Annotated in this window: 16 protein-coding genes; 8 read left to right on the top strand and 8 right to left on the bottom strand. The window is 67.1% G+C overall.

Going from position 1 to position 23,347, the window contains the following annotated elements:
- The first annotated feature begins 252 nt into the window (after nt 1–252).
- Nucleotides 253–8,697, top strand: a complete 8,445-nt coding sequence (locus ACK4E3_RS01525) for a hypothetical protein (protein WP_409695334.1) — start codon at nt 253–255, stop codon at nt 8,695–8,697.
- A 152-nt stretch (nt 8,698–8,849) separates the two neighbouring features.
- A complete protein-coding gene (locus ACK4E3_RS01520) occupies nt 8,850–9,452 on the top strand; it encodes a DUF1134 domain-containing protein (RefSeq protein ID WP_409695331.1) in 603 nt (200 codons plus the stop codon).
- On the opposite strand, the gene ACK4E3_RS01515 is transcribed toward ACK4E3_RS01520, so the two are convergent.
- The 3 genes from ACK4E3_RS01515 to ACK4E3_RS01505 all read right to left on the bottom strand — a co-directional run bounded on the left by ACK4E3_RS01515 (nt 9,453) and on the right by ACK4E3_RS01505 (nt 13,940).
- Nucleotides 9,453–10,514: an NAD(P)-dependent alcohol dehydrogenase gene (locus tag ACK4E3_RS01515; protein WP_409695328.1), complete on the bottom strand. Its 1,062-nt coding sequence runs from the start codon at nt 10,512–10,514 to the stop codon at nt 9,453–9,455.
- A 65-nt stretch (nt 10,515–10,579) separates the two neighbouring features.
- A complete protein-coding gene (parE, locus tag ACK4E3_RS01510) occupies nt 10,580–12,646 on the bottom strand; it encodes a DNA topoisomerase IV subunit B (protein ID WP_409695325.1) in 2,067 nt (688 codons plus the stop codon).
- The gene (locus tag ACK4E3_RS01505; RefSeq protein WP_409695322.1) at nt 12,603–13,940 is read right to left on the bottom strand and encodes an O-antigen ligase family protein; all 1,338 of its coding nucleotides are present in this window, start codon (nt 13,938–13,940) and stop codon (nt 12,603–12,605) included. The genes parE and ACK4E3_RS01505 overlap by 44 nt, the downstream gene beginning before the upstream one ends.
- Before the next feature lie 154 nt (nt 13,941–14,094).
- Here ACK4E3_RS01505 and ACK4E3_RS01500 point away from each other — a divergent pair, with 154 nt between their 5' ends.
- Nucleotides 14,095–14,838 (top strand): hypothetical protein, encoded by a 744-nt coding sequence (locus ACK4E3_RS01500; RefSeq protein ID WP_409695319.1) that lies wholly within the window; start codon nt 14,095–14,097, stop codon nt 14,836–14,838.
- Nucleotides 14,839–14,869: 31 nt separating this feature from the next.
- Here ACK4E3_RS01500 and ACK4E3_RS01495 read toward each other — a convergent pair whose 3' ends face one another.
- Nucleotides 14,870–17,134 carry an ATP-dependent helicase gene (locus ACK4E3_RS01495; RefSeq protein WP_409695316.1) on the bottom strand — a complete coding sequence of 755 codons (2,265 nt, stop codon included), beginning with the start codon at nt 17,132–17,134 and terminating at the stop codon, nt 14,870–14,872.
- A 160-nt stretch (nt 17,135–17,294) separates the two neighbouring features.
- Between ACK4E3_RS01495 and ACK4E3_RS01490 the strand changes: the two genes are divergently transcribed.
- Nucleotides 17,295–17,480, top strand: coding sequence for a hypothetical protein (locus ACK4E3_RS01490; protein ID WP_409695313.1), 186 nt, complete (start codon nt 17,295–17,297; stop codon nt 17,478–17,480).
- A 23-nt stretch (nt 17,481–17,503) separates the two neighbouring features.
- Entirely contained in the window at nt 17,504–17,815 is a 312-nt protein-coding gene (locus ACK4E3_RS01485) for a hypothetical protein (RefSeq protein WP_409695310.1), read from the top strand.
- 61 nt (nt 17,816–17,876) lie between these two features.
- Here the strand turns inward: ACK4E3_RS01485 and ACK4E3_RS01480 are convergent, their stop codons facing one another.
- Nucleotides 17,877–18,101 carry a ribbon-helix-helix domain-containing protein gene (locus tag ACK4E3_RS01480; protein WP_409695307.1) on the bottom strand — a complete coding sequence of 75 codons (225 nt, stop codon included), beginning with the start codon at nt 18,099–18,101 and terminating at the stop codon, nt 17,877–17,879.
- Between the two features lie 114 nt (nt 18,102–18,215).
- On the opposite strand from ACK4E3_RS01480, the gene ACK4E3_RS01475 reads away from it, so the two are divergent.
- The gene (locus tag ACK4E3_RS01475) at nt 18,216–19,139 is read left to right on the top strand and encodes a DMT family transporter (protein WP_409695304.1); all 924 of its coding nucleotides are present in this window, start codon (nt 18,216–18,218) and stop codon (nt 19,137–19,139) included.
- A 6-nt stretch (nt 19,140–19,145) separates the two neighbouring features.
- Here ACK4E3_RS01475 and ACK4E3_RS01470 read toward each other — a convergent pair whose 3' ends face one another.
- Complete coding sequence (locus tag ACK4E3_RS01470) at nt 19,146–19,754, bottom strand: hypothetical protein (RefSeq protein WP_409695302.1); 609 nt, start codon at nt 19,752–19,754, stop codon at nt 19,146–19,148.
- 105 nt (nt 19,755–19,859) lie between these two features.
- On the opposite strand from ACK4E3_RS01470, the gene ACK4E3_RS01465 reads away from it, so the two are divergent.
- Both ACK4E3_RS01465 and ACK4E3_RS01460 read left to right on the top strand, forming a co-directional pair.
- Entirely contained in the window at nt 19,860–20,660 is an 801-nt protein-coding gene (locus ACK4E3_RS01465; RefSeq protein WP_409695299.1) for a thiazole synthase, read from the top strand.
- The gene (locus ACK4E3_RS01460) at nt 20,660–21,076 is read left to right on the top strand and encodes a VOC family protein (protein WP_409695296.1); all 417 of its coding nucleotides are present in this window, start codon (nt 20,660–20,662) and stop codon (nt 21,074–21,076) included. Before ACK4E3_RS01465 ends, ACK4E3_RS01460 begins: the two co-directional genes overlap by 1 nt.
- Before the next feature lie 3 nt (nt 21,077–21,079).
- Here ACK4E3_RS01460 and ACK4E3_RS01455 read toward each other — a convergent pair whose 3' ends face one another.
- Nucleotides 21,080–21,859 (bottom strand): thioredoxin domain-containing protein, encoded by a 780-nt coding sequence (locus ACK4E3_RS01455; protein ID WP_409695293.1) that lies wholly within the window; start codon nt 21,857–21,859, stop codon nt 21,080–21,082.
- Nucleotides 21,860–21,870: 11 nt separating this feature from the next.
- Entirely contained in the window at nt 21,871–23,253 is a 1,383-nt protein-coding gene (locus ACK4E3_RS01450; RefSeq protein ID WP_409695290.1) for a M48 family metalloprotease, read from the bottom strand.
- Nucleotides 23,254–23,347 lie beyond the last annotated feature (94 nt).

Below are 23,347 nucleotides of genomic sequence, written 5' to 3'. Positions count from 1 at the left end.
GTTCTGCTGCGGGGTGATGACGGGACTGTCCGGGGTTAGGCACAAGCCTGCCGGGAAGGATTCTGCCGCCAGCTAGCCTGATGAGCAGGTGTCTCTGGATCGGGTGTCCCCGGGGCAACGGATTAATATTACTTCTCGCCCAGGAGGTGCGAGCGGTTGATTGCTCGCAGCGCGCGTGATTATCAAAAACTGAAGTTTTTCTCGCGGCGATCTTTTTTGCGTCGCAGCCATATTCCCGTGGGGGGAGAGAATATGTCCAGCCGCATCCGTGCCGATCGCGCGCAGCTTCTCCGTTTGGCCGAACAGGTCGCATCGGCGGCCCGCAGGATCGAGACACACGGCATTGCGGGCTCGGGGCGGACGACCCCGCTTCAGACCGCCGAAATCGTCAGGGGGCTCAGCGATGATGCCCGCCATCGCGACGGTGCGGGCTGGTGCGAGCTGGTCATGGCGCTGGACGGGCTGGAGCGAGCCTTGCTCGGCGCGCAGACGGTCGAGACCGGCCGGGACGTGCTCGAGGTTGCCGATCTCAAGCGCGTGAACGGCCTGCTGAAGCGCGCCCGTGCCGTGATGGTGGCCGCCGCGCTCGGCTCGGCCATGATCGGCACTGCCGCCGCCGCACAGAACGATCCTTGCAGCCTCTCGGGCGGCGTCTTCACCTGTCAGGGCAACCAGGCGGGTGGTGTCCTGCAGACGGGCGGCAACGGGCTGAACGTCATCAACATCACACAGAACATCGTACCCGCTGCGGGCGCGCGCGGCGTCTTCTACAGCTCCAACGGCGGTGCGGGCTCGACCGGCAGCAGCCCGACCGTGGGCAACGGCGGCGGCGGCGGTGGCGGCGGCACCGGCATTTCCACCTTCGTCAATGTTGACACATCACCCTACGGCATTGTCACGAACGGCACCTTTGCCATTGGTCTTCAGGCCAGTTCCAACGGCGGCAGCGGCGGCAACGGCGGAAACGGTTCGGTCATAGGCACCAGCGGGGGCAGCCTCAGTGCCACTGGCGGCAATGGCGGTCGTGGTGGCAACGGTGGCTTCATAGAAATCACCTTCGACGGCGAGATCGAGACCAACGGCAGCAATGCCTATGGCATCTATGGCTCCTCCTCGGGCGGCAACGGCGGGCGCGGCGGCAACGGGGCGGGCATCGTGGGCAAGGGCGGTAACGGTGGGCGCGGCGGCGATGGCGGCTTCCTGTCGATCGCCAACAACGGCAGCATCAGCACCCTGGGCCAAGTGTCGCACGGCATCTATGGCTTTTCCGCGGGCGGCAACGGCGGCAATGGCGGCAACGGGGCCGGTGCAGAGGGCGAGGGCGGCAATGGCGGCGGCGGCGGCGCTGGCGGCAGCGTCAACATCACCCATGACGGCACGATCATTACCGCCGGAAACAGCTCCCAGGGCATCTTCGGGCACAGCATCGGCGGTGCCGGTGGCAGCGGCGGCTCGGGCAGCGGTATCGTCGGCAGCGGCGGCGATGGGGCAGGCACGTCCAATGGCGGTTCCGTCAACATCCTCAGCCGGGGTTCGATTACCACCTCCGGCACGGCGGCAGCGGGTATCGCGGCGCTCAGCGTCGGCGGATACGGCGGCTCGGGCGGCAGCGGCTCGGGCCTGTTCGCCTATGGCGGCGGCGGTGCAGGCGCGGGTAGCGGCGGCACAATCATCGTGTTCAACGAGGGCCGGATCGACACATCCGGCACCGGCTCCTACGGCATCATCGCCCAGTCCGTTGGCGGCGGCGGCGGCTGGGGCGGCAGTGGATCGGGCCTGGTGGGGCTGGGCTCGACGGGTGGTGTCGGCGGCAGCGGCGGTCGCATCGAGGTCTTCAACGATGGTATGATCGTCACGACGGGCAGCGGTGCCGGCGGCATACTGGTCCAGTCCATCGGCGGCGGCGGCGGTGACGGCGGCACGGGTTCTGGCCTTGTTAGCATCGGCGGTCGCGGCGGCGGCGGCGGCAACGCCAATTTCGCGCTGGGCCAGAACTTCGGAACCATCCTGACGTCCGGTGCCAATGCGCACGGCCTGCTGGTGCAGTCCATCGGCGGCGGCGGCGGCAACGGCGGCAATGCAGGCGGCGTCGCAGCCATCGGCGGTGCAGGCGGCAGCGGCGGCTTCTCGCTGGGCGCGGAGGGCGCGAACTTCGGCTTCATTCAGACCGAGAGCGTCAATTCTGCGGGTCTGATGGTCCAGTCCATCGGCGGCGGCGGCGGCAACGGGGGCAGTGCTGTCGCAGGCGGAGTCTTTGCCAGTGCCGCCATCGGCGGCTCGGGCGGCAATGGCGGCAGTGCGGGCAATGTCTGGGTCAACCGCGGCACGGACCAGACCCTGGCAGACGCAAGCATCTACACGCGCGGGGACCGCTCGGACGGCATCATCGCCCAGTCCATCGGCGGGGGCGGGGGTAACGGCGGCTATGCGGCCTCTGCGGCCATCGGGCCGAGCTTTGCGGCCGCTGTCGCGCTCGGCGGCTCGGGCGGTCTCGGTGGCTGGGGCGGCAACGTCAATGTCATGTACAAGGGCTTCGTGCTGACCGAAGGCGACAACGCGCGCGGCATATTCGCCCAGAGCATCGGTGGCGGCGGCGGCAACGGCGGATTCTCGGTTGCCGTGGCGGCCTCCGACCAGGTGGCCCTGACGGCCTCGGTCGGCGGGTCTGGCGGCGGCGGCGGCAGCGCAGGCAGCGTGACGGTTCGTTCTTGGGCTCATGTCCTGACCCTCGGCGATCACTCGACCGGCATCTTTGCCCAGTCCATCGGCGGCGGCGGCGGCAACGGCGGTTTCTCCGTGGCGGGCTCCGTGGGCGGCAGCTGGGGCGGTGCCCTGACAATCGGCGGCTCTGGCGCTGCGGGCGGTGCCGGTGGCGTGGTCAGCCTGATCAACGAGGGCTCGGTCTTCACCTCGGGCGCATTCTCCCACGGCATGATGGCCCAGAGCATCGGCGGCGGCGGTGGCAACGGGGGCATGGCCATCTCGGGTGCGCTCAGCACGGGCGTGGGGCTCAGCATCGGCATCGGTGGCTCTGGTGGCGGTGGCACCACGGCGGGCACTGTCACGCTGTCCAGCACGGGCAACGTGCTGACCCAGGGCGATCAGTCCTTCGCCCTCATCGCCCAGAGCCTGGGCGGCGGCGGCGGTAACGGCGGTCTGGCCGGTGCACTGGCCGGCGGCATGGGCGCGCTCGGCCTGACCCTTGGCGGTGCAGGCAGCAATGGTGGCTCGGCAGGCAATGTCACCCTGACCGCCCTGGGCGATCTTGAAACCTTGGGCGCGGGCTCGCACGCCATCGTGGCCCAGAGCATTGGCGGCGGCGGCGGCACGGGGGGTGCCTCGCTCAATCTGGTGGGTGCCAGCAAGGCGGCCCTGAACGTCGGTCTTGGCGGTGACGGTGGTGCGGGCAGCGAGGGCGGCACGGTCGAAGTCAGCCACGAAGGCAGCATCTGGACGCGCGGAGACAAGGCTTTCGGCATTCTGGCCCAGAGCATCGGCGGTGGCGGCGGTGACGGCGGCATGAGCCTTGCGGGCAATTTCTCGGTGGGCAACGGCGGCATCGGGGTCAGCCTCGGAGGCGACAGCGGCAGTGGCGGTATCGGCCGCAATGTGAGCGTCAGTCTTGAAGGGGACATCTGGACCGAAGGCGCAGGCTCTCACGCCATCGTGGCCCAGAGCATCGGCGGCGGCGGCGGCACCGGCGGCATTGCAGGCGCGGCGACCCTGACCGGTCCAGGCGTGGCGGCCAGCTTCTCGCTCGGCGGCTTTGGCGACGCGGGCGGAAACGCCGGTGCCGTGAGCGTCAACCACTCCGGCTTCATCACCACCAGCGGGGCCGTCTCGCACGGCGTGCTGGCCCAGAGCATCGGCGGCGGCGGCGGTGACGGCGGCTTTGCCCTCACCCTGGCAGGGGCGAGCGGACAGTCGGCGATCTCCGGGAGTGTGGGGGGCTTTGGCGGCACCGGCGGCACCGGCGGCAGCGTGAGCGTCAGCACCGATGGCCAGATTCTGACCCTCGGCGCAGCTTCTTATGGTGTCCTGGCCCAGAGCATCGGCGGCGGCGGCGGCAATGGTGCCTTTTCAGGCGCACTGGCTGCGGGCGGCGGGCAGACGGGCAATGTCTCTCTCACTCTGGGCGGTATCGGTGGTCAGGGTGGAACGGGCGGTCTCGTCACCCTCGCCAACGCCGCCAATGTCTTTACCCACGGCGATTTCAGCACGGCGCTGATCGCCCAGAGCATCGGCGGCGGCGGCGGCAACGGCGGTTTCACTGTCAGTGCTTCGGGTGCCAACCAGAACGCTTTCGCCTTTGGTGTCGGCGGCGCGGGCAATGTCGGCGGCATCAGCGGCATCGTCGACGTGATCAATACCGGACACCTCTACACCGAGGGCCTGCGGGCCTCGGCCCTGGTGGCCCAGAGCATCGGCGGCGGCGGCGGCAACGGCGGCTTTGCCCTTTCGGGCACGCTGTCGGTACGCGGTGGCTCCCTGTCCGGCACGCTGGGCGGCTTTGGCGGACAGGGTGGCAGCGCTGGTTCAGTGGGCGTCGATCATGCGGCGAGCATCCTGACCAAGGGTGACGGCGCGCACGGCATCATGGCTCAGAGCGTGGGCGGTGGCGGCGGCTCGGGCGGCTTCGCCGGTTCGGTCAGCACCAATTTCGACGGCCAGGGCACCGTTGGCCTGACGGTGGGGGGTTTCGGCGACACCGGCGGCGATGGCGGGATAGTCAATGTCATCGTGCGCGCCACTGACGGCCAGGACGATGCGATCCTCACCGAGGGCCACGGCGCCAATGCCATCATGGCCCAGAGCATCGGCGGCGGCGGCGGTGATGGTGGCTTTGCCTTTACCGCGGGGCTCGCCTTCAATCAGGATTCCACCAATGTGGGCGTGACGCTGGGCGGCTTCGGCGGCGATGGTGGCGATGGCCGCCGCGTGACGGTGCTGAACGATCTGCAGCTCTACACCAAGGGCGACAACGCTTCTGGGATCCTTGCCCAGAGCATCGGCGGCGGCGGTGGCACGGGAGGCATTGCCGTCACGGGTGTTCTGAGCCCGGGCACCGGCGCGCGCCAGCTCGGCTTCGCGCTGGGAGGTTTCGGCGGCGATGGCGGTGATGCGGGTCTGGTGTCGATCACCAACAACGCCCTGATCCGCACCGATGGCATGTTCAGCAGTGGCATCTTTGCCCAGAGCATCGGCGGCGGCGGCGGCAACGGCGGGCTGGCCTTCTCGGGCAGCTTTGTCGGCGGCGATTCCAAGCAGCTCAACTTCACCATGGGCGGTTTTGGCGGGATCGGCGGCCACGGCGGCGAGGTGAGCGTGACCAATCGCGGCGTCATCGGCACCTTTGGCGCCCATTCGACGGCCATCCTCGCCCAGAGCATCGGCGGCGGCGGCGGCAACGGCGGCTATGCCATCGGCGCGGCCCTGGGGCTCAGCGGCACGGATGCCAATGTGAACATCGGCGTGGCCGTGGGCGGCGAGGGCGGCACGGGCGGGCTCGGCGGACTTGTCGGTGTTTCCAACTGGGCCGATCTCTATACCGAGGGCACCGAGAGCTACGGCATCTTTGCCCAGAGCATCGGCGGCGGCGGCGGCAACGGTGGCGGCAGCTTCTCGGGCGTGCTGGGCGTATCGAGCGTGGACGAGAGCCAGACCAAGACCCGCACGGTCAATATGTCTGTCTCGGTGGGCGGTGCCGGGGGCAGCGGAAACCACGCCGGCCAGATCGAGATCGAGAATGTCGGCGGCGTCATGACGCTGGGCCATGGTGCCCACGGCATCTTTGCCCAGAGCATCGGCGGCGGCGGCGGCAACGGCGGCAATGCCAACAACATCTCGGTCATCTTCGGTGCGGCCTGCGGCCTGCCCGTGGTGTGCAGCGTCGACAATTCCTCGCGCAACCTGAACCTCAGCGCCACGGTTGGCGGCCAGGGCGGCGCGGGCGGCAACGGCGAGGCCGTCAGCATCACCAACAGCGGACTGATCGTCACGCGCGGGGCCGACGCTAACGGCATCTTTGCCCAGAGCATCGGCGGCGGCGGCGGTACGGGTGGCAACGGCGTGATCGGATCCGGCGGATTGCTGGACGTTCCGGTGGAACTGGGCTTCGTGCCCGTGGGCCAGGTGCCGATCTGGCGCAGCATCCAGGTCGCGGTCGGCGGCTCGGGTGGTGCCAGCGGTGACGGTGCGCGGGTCGACATCACCAACAGCGGCGATATCGGCACCGAAGGCGTGAACTCTGCGGGCATCTTTGCCCAGAGCATCGGCGGCGGCGGCGGTGTGGGCGGGCGCGGCGTGGTCGGAGCCACAGGCACGATCGGCATCGGCGGCGAGGGCGGCGCGGCGGGCAACGGCGGTGCCGTCGTGATCGCCAACAGCGGCACCATCGTCACCGAGGCTCACGGATCGTTCGGCATTTTTGCCCAGAGCATCGGCGGGGGCGGTGGCATGGCCGGCAATGTCGACCGGGCCCTGGCCAATCCCGTCAGTGCCGGACCGGTGAGCATCCCCGGTGTCAACATGGGCATCAATCTCGCCTTCCTGCGCCCAGGCGGCAACGGAGGAGACGGCGGCGCGGTCAGCATCACCAACAGCGGAAACATCATCACGCGCGGTGATGCGGCCATCGGCATCTTCGCCCAGTCGGTCGGCGGCGGCGGCGGCATGATGGGCAGCACGGGCAACGATCTGCCCATTCTGGGCAGCATCACCGGCTTCCTGGGCAGTGTCGGGGGCAACGGCTCGGCAGCAGGCGTGAGCGTCAACCAGACCGGCACCATCTGGACCCAGGGCTATGGCGCCCACGGCATCCTCGCCCAGAGCGCGGGCGGACAGGGCCGTGGGGGCGATGTCAATGTCACCATCAACGGCAATGTGGTCGTGGACGGTGAAGCCGACGGCGTGATCGTTCAGAGCGTCGGCTTTGGCGGCAATGGCGACAGCCGGGTGGAACTGACGGCGGGACAGATTGTCGGCGGCGTGGGCGGTGCAGGCGTCCGCATTCTCGATGGCGGGCGCAACACGGTCGTCAACGGCGGTCTCATCACCACGCGTGACGGCATCGACGGCATGGCCATCCAGGGCGGCGTGGGTTCGGACATCGTGCGCAACGCGGGCACTCTGGTCGGCAGCATCGATCTGGGCGGCGGGCTCAACGAGATCGTCAACCAGGTCTCCGGTCGCGTCCTCAGCGGTGATCTGATCCATGTCGGCGCGGGCAACCTGCTGCTGAACCACGGCATCTTTGCGCCGGGCGGCTCGGCCACGCTGCGCATCACCCAGATGGTCGGCAACTACGTCCAGAGCGGAACGGGCACCTTCCTGTCCGACCTCGATTTCGCGCGCACCCTGGCGGGCAACGAGGCCGATCGCCTGAACATCACCGGCAGCGCCGAGGTGGGCGGTCGCGTGATGCTGGAAGTGCGCAACGTCGGGCGCATCCTGCCGGGCAGCCATTCGGTCACCCTCATGACGGCGAGCGATGGCCTCACGCGCAATGACCTGAGGCTGACGGCACCGCGCAGCGCGGTGGCGGGCTTCGTGCTGGCCCAGCCCGATGCCAATACGCTCAACCTCGACTATGAGGTGGATTTCGCCGTCAACGGCCTCAACCGCAACCAGACCTCCACCGGCAATCACATCAATGCCATTCAGCTCGCGGGCGGCAACCCGGCCTTTGATCCGCTGATCGAGGCGCTGTTCTGGATGCCGGAGCGGGACATGGTGGCGGCTGCCTACGACCAGTTCACGCCCCAGCCCTATCTGGCCGAGGTTGTGCGCACGGTGGAGGCGCAGCAGCGCTTCGACGATGCGATGTTCAGTTGTTCGGCGGAGGCCGGTCACGTCTATCCGGGGCAGGAGAACGCCTGCGCCTGGGTGCGTTACGATGCCCGCAGCGGCAGTGCGGACGCGACGTTCGAGCGGCTCTCGCAGGAAGAAGACACGGTTCTGCTGGCCGGCGGTCTGGAGCGCGGGGTCGGCGGCGGCTGGCGCCTGGGTTCGGCCATCGCCTTCGAGCGCAGCCGCCAGAGCTTTGGCGACAACGTCAGCATGGAGACCCGCCGCCATATGCTGGGCGGGGTGCTGAAGTATGTGGGCGGGCCGATCGACACGGCGTTCACCGTGTCTCTGGGCCGCACCGAGACCGACACCGAGCGCCTGATCACCGTGCCTGCGCCCGCTCTGGCCCGCGGCCAGCAGCAGGCCGATCTTGTCGCCGTCGGGGTGCGCACCTCTCGCACCTTTGGCGATGCGCGCGCATGGTGGCGTCCGGGCGTGGAGGTCAGCGGGACCTTCGTCAGCATCGACGCCTTCGAGGAGCGCGGCGCAGGCCCGCTCAATCTCGATATCGAGGCGCGTGACGAGACGTTCTGGCGCGTGCGCCCCAGCGTCGAGATCGGCACCGAACTGGGCCACGATGAGGGCCGCGTTCGTCTCTCGGGCCGCCTCGGCGTCAGCCATCTGGTCGAAGGCCACGACACCAGCCTGATGGGCCGCTTCGAGGGCGCACCTGCCAGCGCGGGTCTGTTCGAGACCTGGTATCAGAGCGACAGGACCATGGGCGAGCTGGGCCTCAACGCCGAGATCACCAACGGGCGCGGCGTGGCGTTGCGGGCTGGCTACTCGGGGCAGTTCGGGCGATCCTCCGACAACCACGGGCTGAGCCTGAAGGCGGTCATCGCGTTCTGAGCCATGCGACCGGGCTGAAATCCATCACCGAAATGTGCGGGCCGTTAATCTCTTGGCCCCAGCAAGGCCCCAATGAGAGGCTTCGATTGTGGCACAATCGGGCAGGTCATCGATTCGGCCCCTTGCCCGGTGCCAGAACTCAGGAGCTGTCCATGCATCGTCGCCAACTCATTCTCTCGGGGCTGGCTGCCGCGGGCACCGCAGGCACCGCCGGATGTGCGGTCAACTCGGCCCCGAACTATCCGATCCAGAGCGACACCCAGACCCGCACCTACACCTCTGACGAGCTGATCGCTGCAGGCTCGCGCGAGCTGGGCGTGGCCGCCGAGGCCATCGGCGGTGCCATCGAGCGCATCTTCGCCGATCAGGGCGATGCGCCCACGGCCTATATCGCGGGCGAGGAGGGGGCGGGTGCGTTCACGGTCGGCCTGCGTTATGGCCGCGGCGCCCTGCACATGAAGGATCTGTCCGCCAGTCAGGAAGTGTTCTGGCAGGGCGCGTCCATCGGCTGGGATGTGGGCGGCAACGCCAGCCGCGTCTTCACCCTGGTCTATGGCCTCTATCACCCCGACATGCTGTATCGCCGCTATCCGGGCGTAGAGGGCTCCGCCTATCTGGTAGGCGGTCTGGGCGTGAACTATCAGCAGGCCGACGGCATCATACTGGCCCCGATCCGCACGGGCGTGGGCCTGAGGCTGGGGGCCAGTGTCGGCACCATGTCCTACGCGCGCCAGCGCAGCTGGTGGCCGTTCTGATCAGGCCGCCAGCGCCTTCATGTCGATGACGAAGCGATAGCGCACGTCACTGCGCTCCATGCGCGCATACGCGTCGTTGATCTGGTCGGGTGTGATCGTCTCGATGTCGCAGACGATGTCGTGCTGGCCGCAGAAATCCAGCATGGCCTGGGTCTCTGAGATGCCGCCGATCAGGCTGCCCGCGATGCGGCGGCGGCGGAACAGCAGCGGCAGAGCCATTACCGGCATGGCTTCGGTCGTCAGGCCCAGCATGACCATGGTGCCGTCTCGCGCCAGCAGATTCACATGGGCGCCCAGCTCGGTCGGGGCCGAGACCGTATTGATGATGAGGTCAAAGCGCCCCTGGGCCCGCGCCATGGCTTCACGCTCGCGCGAAATCAGAAAGTCGCTGGCACCCATGGCCAGGGCATCGGCCTTCTTGCGGTCGGATGTCGAGATCACCGTCACTTCCGCACCGAGGGCAGCGGCCAGCTTGACCGCCATGTGGCCCAGCCCGCCCAGTCCGATCACCGCCACCTTGTCGCCCTTGCCCACGCCCCATTCGACCAGCGGTGACCAGGTGGTGATGCCTGCGCACAGCAGGGGCGCCGCCGCATCGAGGGGTAGGGAGTCAGGAATGCCGAGCACGAAATCCTGATCGACGGTGATCACGCTGGAATAGCCGCCCTGGGTGATCGCCTCGCCGCTCTGCTCTGCGTGCGCATCGGGCGAGCCGTAGGTCTGGACCATGGCCTCGCAATATTGCTCCAGGCCCGCGTCGCACTCCGAACAGTGGCGGCAGCTGTCCACCATGCAGCCGACGCCGACGCGATCGCCCGGCCTGAACCGGCTCACGCTGTCGCCGACGGCGCGAACCACGCCCGTGATCTCGTGGCCGGGCACCAGAGGATAGCGCGTGCGACCGAGGTCGTTGCGGGCGATGTGAAGGTCCGAGTGGCATACGCCGCAATAGTGGATGTCGATGACCACGTCGCCGGGCCCCGGAGAGCGCCGCGTGAAGCTGTAGGGCGCCAGGGGCTTGTCACTGGCGTGGGCGGCATAGGCCTTGGCGGCAATGGTCATGAGCGTATCCCCTTCGGCAGGCAGATGGTCATGGCGCAGGCACGCCGCAAGGCCGCAGGCCCTGCTCAGATGTCGACCATCTCGCGCGCGAAGGCGGCATTGTCCTGAATGAAGCGGAAGCGCGCCTCGGGCTTGCGGCCCATGAGACGCTCGACCAGATCCTCGATGTCCTCCTCGCTCTCGGGCAGGGTGACGCGCGCCAGCGTGCGGCGCGACGGATCCATGGTGGTTTCTTTCAGTTGGGCCGCCATCATTTCGCCCAGGCCCTTGAAGCGTCCGATCTCGACCTTCTTGCCCTTGAACGGCCCGGCCATCAGCTCGTCGCGGTGCGCATCGTCCTTGGCATAGGCGCTGAGCGCCCCCGAGGTCAGGCGATAGAGCGGCGGCAGGGCGAGGAACAGCCTGCCCGAGCGGATCAGATCGGGCATGGCGCGATAGAAGAAGGTGATCAGCAAGGCGGCGATGTGCGCGCCATCCACATCGGCGTCGGTCATGATGATCACGCGCTCATAGCGCAGATCGTCGAGGTTGAAGCGCGGCGCGGCCTGAACACCCAGCGCCAGCATCAGGTCCGACAGCTCCTGATTGGCGCGCAGCTTGTCGCTGGAGGCCGAGGCGATGTTCAGGATCTTGCCGCGCAGGGGCAGGATGGCCTGGGTGGTCCTGTCGCGCGCCTGTTTGGCCGATCCCCCTGCCGAGTCGCCCTCGACGATGAACAGTTCGGTGCCGTCGGCTTCCTGGCGCGAGCAGTCCGACAGCTTGCCCGGCAGGCGCAGCTTGCGGGTCGCGGCGGCGCGGGCGACCTGCTTGTCCTTGCGCCGTTTCAGGCGCTCTTCCGCGCGCTCGATGATCAGATTGAGCAGAGCGGCGGCGTTGCGCGGGCTCTCGGTCAGCCAGTGGTCGAAGGGATCGCGCAGGGCACCTTCGACCAGTCTCTGTGCCTCGCTGCTGGAGAGGCGATCCTTGGTCTGACCCTGAAACTCGGGGTTGCGGATAAACACCGAGATGAGCGCACCGGCCTGTGCCAGCACATCCTCGGCGGTGATCAGGCCGCCGCGCTTCTCGCCCACCATTTCGGCATAGGCCTTGAGGCCCTTGACCAGAGCGGCGCGAAAGCCCGCCTCGTGGGTACCGCCATCGGGGGTGGGAACCGTGTTGCAATAGGACTGGATGAAACTGTCGGCGTCACCGCCAAAGCCCGCCGGGCTCCACGTTACGGCCCACTCGACGGCACCGGCCTCGCCCTTGCGCTCGATGCGCCCGGCAAAGGGCTGGGGCGTGACCGTGACCTGGCTGCCCACGCGCTCGGCCAGAAAGTCTGCCAGACCGTTGGGGAAGTGGAAAACCGCCTCGGCGGGCGTCGCGTCATGGATCAGATCGGGCGCGCAGCTCCAGCGGATTTCGACCCCGCTGAACAGATAGGCTTTAGAGCGCGCCATGCGGAACAGGCGAGAAGGGCGGAACTGGGCACCCTCGCCGAAAATCTGCGCATCGGGATGAAAGCGGATCTCGGTGCCGCGCTTTCTCGACGGACCGAGCTTCTCGATCGGCGCCTGGGCATGGCCGCGCGAGAACGACTGTCGCCATTCATGGCCATCGCGCCAGACGCGCACGTCCAGATGATCGGACAGGGCATTGACCACGCTGACGCCGACGCCGTGCAGGCCGCCCGAGGTCTGATAGGCCTTGCCCGAGAACTTGCCGCCCGAGTGCAGCACGGTCATGACCACTTCCAGCGCCGACTTGCCCGGATGGCGCGGGTGCGGGTCCACGGGAATGCCGCGCCCGTCGTCGCGCACGGTCAGAAAGCCCTCGGCATCAAGGCTGACGTGGATCACCTTGGCGTGGCCGGCGACGGCCTCGTCCATGGCGTTGTCGAGCACCTCGGCGAACAGGTGATGCAGGGCGCGCTCGTCCGTGCCGCCGATATACATCCCCGGACGCTTGCGAACCGGCTCCAGCCCTTCAAGCACCTCGATGGACGAAGCCGAATAGCCCGAGGGCGTCGCCGCAGTGGGCACGGACACGCTCTCGCTCCGGGGCGCAGGCTGAAGGGCCTGGGGCTTCAGCTCACTGGCGGGCGAGGGCTCAGCGGGGGTGTCGAACAGGGGAAGGTCGGAAGGATTGCCCATGGCGCCGATACTGATGCGATTCGCGGATCGGCTTGGTAGGGCTGGCCCGTCCGGGGTGCAAGCCTGTGGGCAGTCTGTGGCTGTGATTGTGTGCAGGTGCGCTCTGAGTGGCGGCGGTGGGTGCGAAGCCACGGGCCAGAATGGCGATGAACAGAACCCAGCTCAGATTGTGGTGCAGCATCAGCACGCTCTCGGACAGGCTGAGCAGGAAGAACACGGCCAGATAGGCCGCGCCCCAGAAGCCCTCGCGCGCACCACTGCCGGGCAGGCGCACCATGGTGGCAAGGCCGGCGAGAACCACGGCGATCCCCACAGCGATGGTGCCCGGCCAGCCGATCTGCACCAGCACCTCCAGCCAGCCGTTGTGCGCCGAGGGCACCAGCCAGCCGGTCTCGTGACGGATGAAGCGCGCGGGCACCGAGTCGAGCCCCCAGAAAGCCGCATAGCCATAGCCCGTCATGGGCCGGGCATCGACCTGACGCATCAATGCTTCCCAGATGTCGGTGCGCCCGGTCAGGGTGGGATCCTTGCCCAGCAGGGCCAGGATGATCTCGGCCTCGGTGAACAGCATGAGCAGGCCCAGCGCACCAAGGCTGACCCCGATCCAGACGCCCACGACGGCTAGAGCCGGTCCCATCTTCCGCAACATCCAGAAGCCGATGATCAGGCCGATGCCAAGGGCGAGGCACAGCAGAGAGGTCTTGGACTGGGTGGCCAGTATCAGGGCGCTTGACACAGGCAGAAGCCCTATGGCCAGCCAGCGCACCGGCCCCGGCGAGGGCTCCTGCGCCGCCAGAATTGCCATGGCGGCGATGGCCACCGCGACCATGACCAGGCCCATCTGATTTTTTTCGTACCAAAGCCCGCGCCACAGCCCGGCATTGACGTCCGAGTGTATGCCATAGGCCGGAAAGGCCGCGATCATGATCAGGCTGCCGATCGCCATGACGACGCCTGCGATGACCAGAAGCCGCGCGAGTCTCACACCCGGCCAGCCTGCGGCCAGATAGAGCCCGAACAACATGGTGATGCCCAGTGCGATGGTGCGCCTGCCCGTGGTCTCGGGGTCTATGGACCACCAGCGCGAGGCAAAGGCGAAGCCCAGCAGCACCAGCATGACGAGCGCCGCCGGCCACAGGCGCACCATTTCCCTGAACCGGCGCGCGGCCAGAACAAGCACCAGCGCATAGATCGGAGGCCAGATCATGCGCAGGATGGGCGTTTCTTCCTGGGTGGGCGCGAAGATGGGTCCGACCAGCGCACCGGTGAGCATGATGACGATGAAGGCCGCCATTGCCGTCTCCCACGCTGCCGGGGCAGAGTGCAGGGCAGGCAGGGCAGGGCCGGAGCGATACGTTCGCATGAGGGTGCGAAAATCGCCCCCCGCGCCTTAAGGATTGGTTTGGATTTCACGCCGCCAACGCGTGAGGTGTGGGGGAGGGGCAGCCGTGTTTGGTTTAGGTGAGAATAGGGTCATCGACAGGGATATCGAGGACTGGCACTGGGCGACCTGGGAATACCTGATTGAGAAGCTTGGTCCGCCAACGGATACACCCCTAGTGCTTCCCACGGCTGAGTTCTTTCCGCCGGGGCCAAAGCGTGGACACGAACTGGCCTCGCATCTTTTTTCTTGCGTGAAAGAAAGCATGGGAATGAGCGAGTTCCCAGTGGTGCTGCGTCCACAGCCATCGAGACCAGGCAGCGCCAGGGTCGATGAATTTCTCTTTCTCGTGAACGAAGGTGTCCCCTTAGGGACATTCAGCATCGAAAATGGCCAAGCCATAATCACCTATGAGCCGAGCCTGACTTCCAGTCCGAAACAGCTGATTGCGACCTTCGCCCACGAATTGTCCCATTATCTCCTGGCCCCGCATCATAACGAGCTTGGTGAGGACATGGAGCTGGTTACCGACCTGTGTGTGGCCTATGCGGGCTTTGGTGTTTTCGGCGCTAATGCCTCTCCTAGCCTAACCCAGCACGGGGATGCCTTCGGCCAAGGCTGGCGAGTGTCCGGCGGTGGCTATATGTCACCGTCAAGCTGGGGCTTTGCGATGGCCGTGTTCATGGCACTGGTTGAGAATCAGTCCGACCTCAGCTCGTGGCTTCGGAAAGACATTCTCGGTTACTACAAGAAGTCGAGAGCACATCTTGCCAAGAATCCTGGTCGGCTGGCGGCGTTGAAGCAGGTGTGATCCAGGCTGCCCTTTAAGTGGGCGGGGGCTCTCAACCCGCCTTTTCGACGAAGGTGTCGATGACCTTTTTCTCGCCGGCCTTGTCGAAGGCCACGATCAGCTTGTTGGCGTCAATGCTGACAATGGCGCCATAGCCGAACTTCTGATGAAAGACCCGCTCGCCGATCGCCCATGGCTGCGAGGCCTGGGGTGCGGGGCGGCTGACTGCGGTTGCGCGCGCCTCGATGGCCGGTTGCTGGCGCGAGAAGCGCTGCGCGCGCTGCCAGCCCGGAGAGCTGTAGCCGCCGCCGAAACGGCTGTCTTCCCAGCGTGATGCGGGCATGGCGAAGCCGGGCGCGGCCCCGTCGTAATAGCCGGTGTCCGAGCGTGTCTCGATGTGCGCAGGCGGCAGTTCGTCCACGAAACGCGATGGAAGCTGGCTGGTCCAGCGGCCATAGACCTGCCTGTTGGCCGCAAAGCTGATGCGGGCAAAGCGGCGCGCACGCGTGACGCCGACATAGGCAAGGCGCCGCTCTTCCTCGAGGCCTTTCTCGCCTTTCTCGTCTATGGAGCGCTGGGACGGAAAGACGCCTTCCTCCCAGCCGGGCAGGAACACCAGCGGGAACTCCAGCCCCTTGGCGGCGTGCAGGGTCATGACCTGCACCGCGTCCTCGCCCGCGCCGCGATCAAGCTCCATGACCAGCGAGACGTGCTCGAGATAGGACTGCAGGCTGTCGAATGCCTGCATGGACTGCACCAGCTCCTTGAGGTTGTCGAGGCGGGCAGGTCCGGTGGCCTTGTCCGCACGCTGCATGTCCGTGTAGCCGCTTTCCTCGAGCACGGTTTCGGTCAGGGCGCTGAGGCTTGAGCTGTCGAGGCCGGCGCGCCAGCGGTCGATGTCGCGCACGAAGGCGGACAGAGCCGTGCGCGTGCGGGCCTGAAGCTCGTCCGAGGTGAGCAGCTCGCGCACCGCTGCCATGGCCGATACACCCTGATGGCGGGCGAGCGACAGGATACGCTGGACGGAGGTGTCTCCGACCCCGCGCTTGGGCACGTTGACGATGCGCTCAAAGGCCAGATCGTCGTCGTCAGATTGGATCAGTCGCAGATAGGCGTGGGCATCGCGGATTTCGGCGCGCTCGAAGAAGCGCGGCCCGCCCACCACGGCGTACGGCACGGCCGTCAGAACGAAACGCTCCTCGAATGCCCGCATCTGGAACGAGGCGCGCACCAGCACGGCCATGTCGGCATAGCGCAGCCCGGCACGACGGGCCTGTTCGATCTCCTCGGCGATGAGGCGCGCCTCGGCCTCGCCGTCCCAGACACCGCGCACCTGCACCTTCTCGCCGCCTTCCGCCTCGGTCCAGAGCGTCTTGCCCAGCCGCGCGCGATTGGCGGCGATCAGGCCGGACGCCGCGCCCAGTATGTGCGAGGTCGAGCGGTAGTTGCGCTCCAGGCGGATCACGCGCGCGCCGGGGAAGTCGCGCTCGAAGCGCAGGATGTTGTCCACCTCCGCGCCCCGCCAGCCATAGATCGACTGGTCGTCATCGCCCACGCAGCAGATGTTCGCGCTGGTCCCGCCTGCGAGCAGGCGCAGCCACAGATACTGGGCGACGTTGGTGTCCTGATACTCGTCCACCAGCATGTAGCGAAAGCGGCGCTGATACTCGCCCAGAACGTCGTCATGGCCGGTGAAGATCGTCAGGTTGTGCAGCAGCAGGTCGCCGAAATCGCACGCATTCAGGGCTTTCAGCCGCTCCTGGTAGGCGCTGAAGAGATCGCGCGCCCTGCCATTGGCGAAGTCCTCGGATGCAGGAAGCTTCTGCGGTGTCCAGCCCCGGTTCTTCCAGTGATCGACCAGCGTGGCGAGCGAGCGCGGTGTGAAGCGCTTGGTGTCGACATTGGCGGCCTCAAGCACCTGTTTGAGCAGGCGCTCCTGATCGTCGGTGTCGAGGATGGTGTAGGTCGAGCGCAGTCCCACCAGCTCGGCGTGGCGGCGCAGGATGTTGGCAGCAATGGCGTGGAAGGTGCCCAGCCAGCGCAGACCTTCGGCCCCCGGTCCGATGATGTGCGTCGCCCGCTCGCGCATTTCTCGCGCGGCCTTGTTGGTGAAGGTGACGGCCAGCACTTCCCATGGCCTGGCCCGGCCCGTGGCCAGAATGTGAGCCAGCCGCGTCGTCAGCACGCGCGTCTTGCCGGTTCCGGCCCCGGCGAGCACGAGAACGGGGCCATCGGTGCTGAGCACGGCATCGCTTTGCTCCAGGTTCAGACCATTCAGATAGGCAGGCGCGCCCCCGGACGGCGGGGCAGGGGGCATGGCGGCAGGGATAGGCTGATCGGACAAGGCTTACGCGGAAAAATCGGGTGGCAAGGCGGTGATTCGCTCACAGCCTTAACATGGGCACGCGCGGCGCGCTTGGGAACCGCAGACGCTGGCTGTCGTTCTCACGCCATCATTCATGCCGGAGGGAAATGAAATGGCTGAAGGAAACAAGGGTGGCAACACCGGTCTGGCCCTGCTGGTCGGTGGCCTCGTCGTGGTCGTGATCGTGATCGCCTGGTTCCTGTTCGCGGGCGGCAACGTGCCGAACGACACCCAGGATGTGAACATCGATGTCAGCGTGCCGGACGCGCCCTCGGTGCCCGCGCCCAGCGGTAACTGAGCCCTGTCAGGAGGGATAGCGACGTGACCCATACCGATCCCAATGTGCCTCCGCCGCACAGCCCGCCGCCCAACAATCCCCCGCCGCAGAACAGCAGCAATGGCGGTGGCGGCGGCAATGCCTGGCTGGCGCTGCTGGTGGGCGGCCTGATCGTAGCCGTGATCGTGATCGGCTACATCCTGTGGTCAAACAATCAGCCTCGCGAGACCGAGATCACGGTCGAACTGCCCGAGATTCAGCTGCCCGAGGTTCCGACCCCGGACCTGCCCTCGGTGCCCAATCCGGACCCGGCGCCCGCGCCGCAGCCGGTGCCGGAGGCGACGCCGCAGCAGTAGGCGGATTGCAGTATATCTTGCTCAAGCGATGGCCGGGCCGCGAGGTCCGGCCATCTGCAATTCAGGAGCCCCGCTGGTCGGCGCACGCCTTGAGCGCGAACACCCGGCAGGCAGAGGTGAGAGGGCGCCCGGCGCGGCTCTCGTCGATCTGCGAGACGAGTTGGCTCAGCGTCAGCCCGCGGGCGGCACAGACCGCGTCGAGCACCGCCCAGAACTCGGGCTCCAGTGCCACAGAGGTCGGGTGGCCCACCACCAGAAGCGAGCGCTTGATCAGATTGCCTTTCAAGGCGGGCTCCCGGCAGGGCTGGAGAGGTGCGAGGGTCTCACACTCTGCTGCAATCCGTGATGGGACGAAAGAGGCGCGCGATGCTAGGGAGCGGCCCATACCCGGAGAGTGGCCTTGGCACCGTTTCGATCGCTTTACAGACCGCGTGCGCGCACGCTTGCCATAGCCTCGGTGCTGATCTGCGCCCTGATCTGGGGCACGACCTGGTATGCCATCACCCTGCAACTGGGCACGGTCGATCCCATCGCCTCGATCTCTTACCGGTTCGGCATCGCCGCCGCGATCCTGTTCGCTTTCTGCCTGCTCACCGGTCGCTCGCTGAAGCTTACGCGCGCCCAGCATCTGGCCGCGCTGGGCCAGGGGCTGTTCGTCTTCGCCATCGACTATGCGTTCGTCTATTGGGCCGAGGAGCGTATCGCCTCTGCGGTGGTCGCCGTGATCTTTGCCGCGCTGGCCTTCGTCAATCTGATCGCCTTCCGCGTGGTGGCGGGACAGAAGGCTTCGGGCTGGGCCTGGGGCGGCGCCATGCTGGGCATGGCGGGCGTGGCCGTGCTGTTCGCTTCGGAACTGGTTCGCGCCGAGCTGGACCCGCGCGCTCTCACCGGGCTCATCTTTGCCGTCATCGCGGTGCTGGGGGCCGCCATCGGCAACCTCTATGCGTGGCGAGGGCAGGTGCTTGGCACGCCTGTCATTCAGGCGACCGCATGGGCCATGGCGTATGGCACGGGCCTTCTGGTGATCTATGGCCTGGTGACAGGTGTGGCCTGGACCTATGAGGCGAGCTGGTCCTATGCCCTGTCGCTTGCGCACCTGTCGCTGCTGGGATCGGTGGTCGCCTTCCTGCTCTATTTCAAGCTGGCACGATCTTCGGGCTATGCGCTGGCCTCCTACATCTCGGCCCTGACGCCGCCGGTCGCCATGGTGGTGTCGGTGCTGTTCGAGGACGCGCGCTTTGGCATTGGCGCGTTTGCAGGACTGGCCCTCGTGCTGCTCGGCCAGGCCCTGCTGATCCGTGCGCCGAAGCTGTCGGATGCCTGATCCCGCTCAGTCCTCCCAGCCCCACGGCGCGGGCGGGGCCTCGACGCTGCGGCTCAGATCGAACGAGACCCGATAGGCCCGCTCCGTGCCCAGCCGCCAGACGGCATAGGTGAAACGCTCGCCCGGTTCCACCGACATCAGCCACACATTGGGAAAGGCGTTCGGGATCGTCTCGAAGGTCTGCCGGTCGGCCGGAAAGATCTGGGTGTGGGCTGATCCGGGATTGGGCGTGAAGCCGCCGTATTGAGTCACCTCGTCCTCCGAGCCGTCCTGATGGCGGTGGTCGTGACGCAGCTCGATCCGGTCGCCCTCGCGCGTCAGCACCCAGGTGCGCGACAGGTCATCGCCGACGACGAAGGGAATGCGGATGCGGTTTTCCTCGCAACTGCGCACATGCATGACCAGGCGCTGGCCCTCGAAGCTGGTGTCGCCGGCGGGCGCCTGAAGCAAGGTGCCCTCGAACGCCTGACCACACAGTGCCTGAAGCCTCGCCCAGTATTCATCGACCGGCCCGCTCTGGGCCTGAACCGGTGCGGCCATGAGCATCAGGGGCAGTGCCGCAGCCATAGCGGCGCGGCGGATGGGTGCGGGGGCAGCGTTCGTATGATCTGTCACCGGGTCTCTCCGTTATCGTCCTGAGGCCGCGATCCTAGCGCGGATGCATGCGCTGTCACAGCGCACGGGCTTTCATAGCGAACGGGCTGCCGATACAAACGCGCCATGACAAACCCTTCCCCTTCAAGCACCGACCAGCCGGACACATGGACCGTCGCCGGTCGCACCTTTCACTCGCGCCTGATCGTGGGCACGGGCAAGTACCGCGACTATGCCGAGAACGCGGCGGCGGCCGAGGCCTCGGGTGCCGAGATCGTCACCGTGGCCGTGCGCCGCGTGAACCTGACCGATCCGGGCCAGCCCATGCTGGTGGACTATCTGTCGCCTGAGCGCTTCACCTATCTGCCCAATACCGCCGGCTGCTTTACCGGAGACGAGGCGGTGCGCACCTTGCGACTGGCGCGCGAAGCCGGAGGCTGGTCGCTGGTCAAGCTGGAGGTGCTCTCCGATCCCAAGACCCTTTTCCCCGACATGGAAGCGACGCTGGAAGCGCTGAAACTGCTGGTGGCCGAGGGCTTCGATGTGATGGTCTATTGCACTGATGATCCGGTCTATGCGCGCAAGCTGGAGGATGCAGGCGCCGTCGCCATCATGCCGCTGGGCGCGCCGATCGGATCGGGGCTGGGCATCCAGAACCCCGTGAACATCCGCCTGATCGTCGAGCAGTCGCGCGTGCCCGTGCTGGTCGATGCCGGTGTCGGTACGGCCTCGGACGCGGCCATCGCCATGGAGCTGGGCTGTGACGGCGTGCTGATGAACACCGCCATTGCCGAGGCCCGCGATCCGGTGCGCATGGCGCGCGCCATGAAACACGCGGTCATGGCCGGGCGTGATGCTTACCTGGCCGGGCGCATGAAAAAGCGCCTCTATGCCGACCCGTCGAGCCCTCTGGCAGGGCTTATCTGATGGAGCCGCGCGTCTCTCTCATCACCCTCGGGGTGAGCGATCTTGAGCGGGCGCTGGGTTTCTACCGGGGGCTGGGCTGGACTGTTGCCTTCGAAAACGACACCACGGCCTTCATCGACCTGTCGGGCGTGGTCCTGGCCCTGTTCAATCGTGAGGCACTGGCCGAGGACATGAAGCGCCCTTGCGAGGGCACGGGTGCCGTGGCCCTGGCTCACAACCTTGGCTCCGAGGCCGAAGTGGATGCGCTGTTCGTCCGTGCGCTGGCCGCCGGTGCGCAGCCGCTCAAGGCGCCATGCAGGGCTGAATGGGGCGGCTATTCAGGCTATTTCGCCGATCCCGACGGGCACGCCTGGGAAGTGGCGCACAATCCCTACTGGACCATTCTGGCCGATGGCCGCATCCGCATGAGCGTCTGAGGACTAACGGGTTCCGGCGCGCGCCGCGTCGATGGCGGCCTGAAGGCTCTCGGGCCGGAAGTCCTCGACATAGCGGCCGTTGACGATGAACGACGGCGTGCCGATCAGCCCCTTGCCCTGAGCGACCGCGCCCACGTCCGCCACATGGTCGCGCACGCCAGCGCTCTCGATGAAGGCCACGGCCCGTTCGATGTCCACGCCGTTGTCCTCCAGAATGCGTGTGATGGAGTCCTGATCGAGCGCGCGTGCTTCCATCAGGGCGCGGTGGACTTGCAGGTAGCGGCCCTGCTGATGGGCGGCGAGGGCGGCATAGGCGGCGGTGTGCGAGGTCACATCATCGCCCCGGTCCAGAATGGGCCATTCGCGAAAAACGAAGCGCACGTCCGGGTTCGCCTCGATCAGGGCCAGCATGGGCTCGGCGATCGCCTTGCAGCCGGGGCAGCGGTAATCGAAATACTCCACCACGGTGACGCGCGCATCGGCAGGACCGAAGGCCGGATCGCGCGGGTCGATCCGAAGCAGGGCCGGGTCGTTGTCGAGATTGGCCTGAATGGCGGCCGAGTCACTGGCCTGCTCGGCAGCCTGGGCCCGCGAGACCATCTCTTGAAGGATGGTGGGGTTGCTCAGCAGATAGTTTCGCACGCGCGCATCGAACCCGACTGTGTACGACGCCAGGGAGAAGCCGAGCGCGATGACGGCAACAAACAGTGCGATCCACTCGGGCCGCAGCATCTGCGCGTGCCAGGGCGTGCGAGCGGGATCGGTCGGCGTTTCGCTGGTCATGCGGTCGGGTCTTAGTGGTTGTGAGCGGGGGCAAGATTGCGTGCGCGACGGTCGAGCGACTGAAAGTCCTCGTCGGTCACGCCGCCCTGCATGGCGATGTCCATGGCGCGCACCCACTCGGGCGAGCCGCGATCAAGACGGTCGCGCGCGCGCAGGGCAAAGTCGCGGGCCTGACGCATCTGGCCGGTCGAATAGGCCAGCTCGGCCGAGGCCAGTCGGGCGCGGCCCTCGTCGCCGAGAACGCCATAGGCATCGGCCATCAGACGCCACGCGAGCGGGTTCTGCGGCTCCTCGACGCTGGCCCAGCGCAGCTCGGACAGGGCCAGTTCGATATCGGCGGGATCGGAGGACTGAAGCAGCGCATGGGCATGGTTGATGCGCAGCAGCGGCGCATCGTTCATCAGCTCGACCGAACGGGCGTGGGCGGGAACGGCCTCTGCGGCGCGGCCCGCCTCGAACAGCACCTGGCCGCGCAGCTCCCAGAAGTAGGGGTTGTCCTCATCCTCGGCGATAAGCTCGTCGATGGCGCTCAGGGCGCGTTCGGTCTGGCCGTCGCGATACCAGGCAATGGCACGGGCATAGCGCGCGGGCAGGCTCTGGTCGGTGGAGCGATAGGTGCGGAAGGTCTGGTTCGGCGGCTCGAGGAACGCCCGGATCTTGGCGTGGATCAGGGCAAGCTCGGCAACCCACTGGGGATTTTCGGGCTGGTTGTAGTTCGACATGCGCTCAACGGGGCGGCGCAGGTTCTCGATGCGGCGATCCGACAGCGGGTGCGAGCGGAAGTAGGGGAAGCGGCGCTGGTCGGAGAACACTTCCTGAAAGCGGAACCGCTCGAAGAAGCGCAGCAGGCCGCGCGCGGAGAGCCCTGCATCGTTGAGCGCACGCGCGCCCATGAGGTCGGCCTCGCCTTCCTGGCTCTGAAGATATTGCAGCGCGCCGATGGTGCCGAACCAGGGCGAGCTGGCCATCAGCACGGCACCGGCATCGGGTGCACCGGCCGCGACCGCGAGCGCCCCCAGCGCCATGCTGACCAGAAAGGGCTGCATGCCTGCGTTCTGGGCACCGTCGCGCTGGACGTGGCGGCCCTTGATGTGCCCGCCCTCGTGCGCAATCACGCCCAGCAGTTCCAGCGGGGTCTCGGCCTCAAGGATCAGGCCGGTGTGCAGACCCATGATCTGGCCGCGCGTGGCAAAGGCATTGATGCTGGGATCGTTGATCAGCAGGATGGTCACATCGTCCGGGACCAGTCCCATGGCGTCGAGCACCGGGTCGGACCAGTCGCGGATGATCGATTCGATTTCCGTGTCGCGGATGATCGACTGGGCGCGGGCCGCATCGGTGATGCTGAACCAGGCGAAGGCGACAACGAGAACGGCGAGGAGGCGGCGCGTCAACGGCAAAGGCTTGCTCCAACACTCAACGTTTCACTCCGGCCCGCGCTGCCGCTGACGGCAGGCGTGCGAGCTGAAGGCCCAGCACTACCCCTGC

The organism is Brevundimonas sp. (assembly GCF_046299595.1).
Taxonomy (GTDB): Bacteria; Pseudomonadota; Alphaproteobacteria; order Caulobacterales; family Caulobacteraceae; genus Brevundimonas.
Note: the sequence above shows the minus strand (reverse complement) of the source record. Positions and strands in the feature narration are given on the sequence as shown.

Bases quoted from the DNA above. Each gene is read 5' to 3' on its own strand.
- ACK4E3_RS01525 (WP_409695334.1), top strand. From the start codon at position 253: ATGTCCAGCCGCATCCGTGCCGATCGCGCGCAGCTTCTCCGTTTGGCC.
- ACK4E3_RS01520 (WP_409695331.1), top strand. From the start codon at position 8,850: ATGCATCGTCGCCAACTCATTCTCTCGGGGCTGGCTGCCGCGGGCACC.
- ACK4E3_RS01515 (WP_409695328.1), bottom strand. From the start codon at position 10,514: ATGACCATTGCCGCCAAGGCCTATGCCGCCCACGCCAGTGACAAGCCC.
- parE (WP_409695325.1), bottom strand. From the start codon at position 12,646: ATGGGCAATCCTTCCGACCTTCCCCTGTTCGACACCCCCGCTGAGCCC.
- ACK4E3_RS01505 (WP_409695322.1), bottom strand. From the start codon at position 13,940: ATGGCGGCCTTCATCGTCATCATGCTCACCGGTGCGCTGGTCGGACCC.
- ACK4E3_RS01495 (WP_409695316.1), bottom strand. From the start codon at position 17,134: ATGCCCCCTGCCCCGCCGTCCGGGGGCGCGCCTGCCTATCTGAATGGT.
- ACK4E3_RS01490 (WP_409695313.1), top strand. From the start codon at position 17,295: ATGGCTGAAGGAAACAAGGGTGGCAACACCGGTCTGGCCCTGCTGGTC.
- ACK4E3_RS01465 (WP_409695299.1), top strand. From the start codon at position 19,860: ATGACAAACCCTTCCCCTTCAAGCACCGACCAGCCGGACACATGGACC.
- ACK4E3_RS01460 (WP_409695296.1), top strand. From the start codon at position 20,660: ATGGAGCCGCGCGTCTCTCTCATCACCCTCGGGGTGAGCGATCTTGAG.
- ACK4E3_RS01455 (WP_409695293.1), bottom strand. From the start codon at position 21,859: ATGACCAGCGAAACGCCGACCGATCCCGCTCGCACGCCCTGGCACGCG.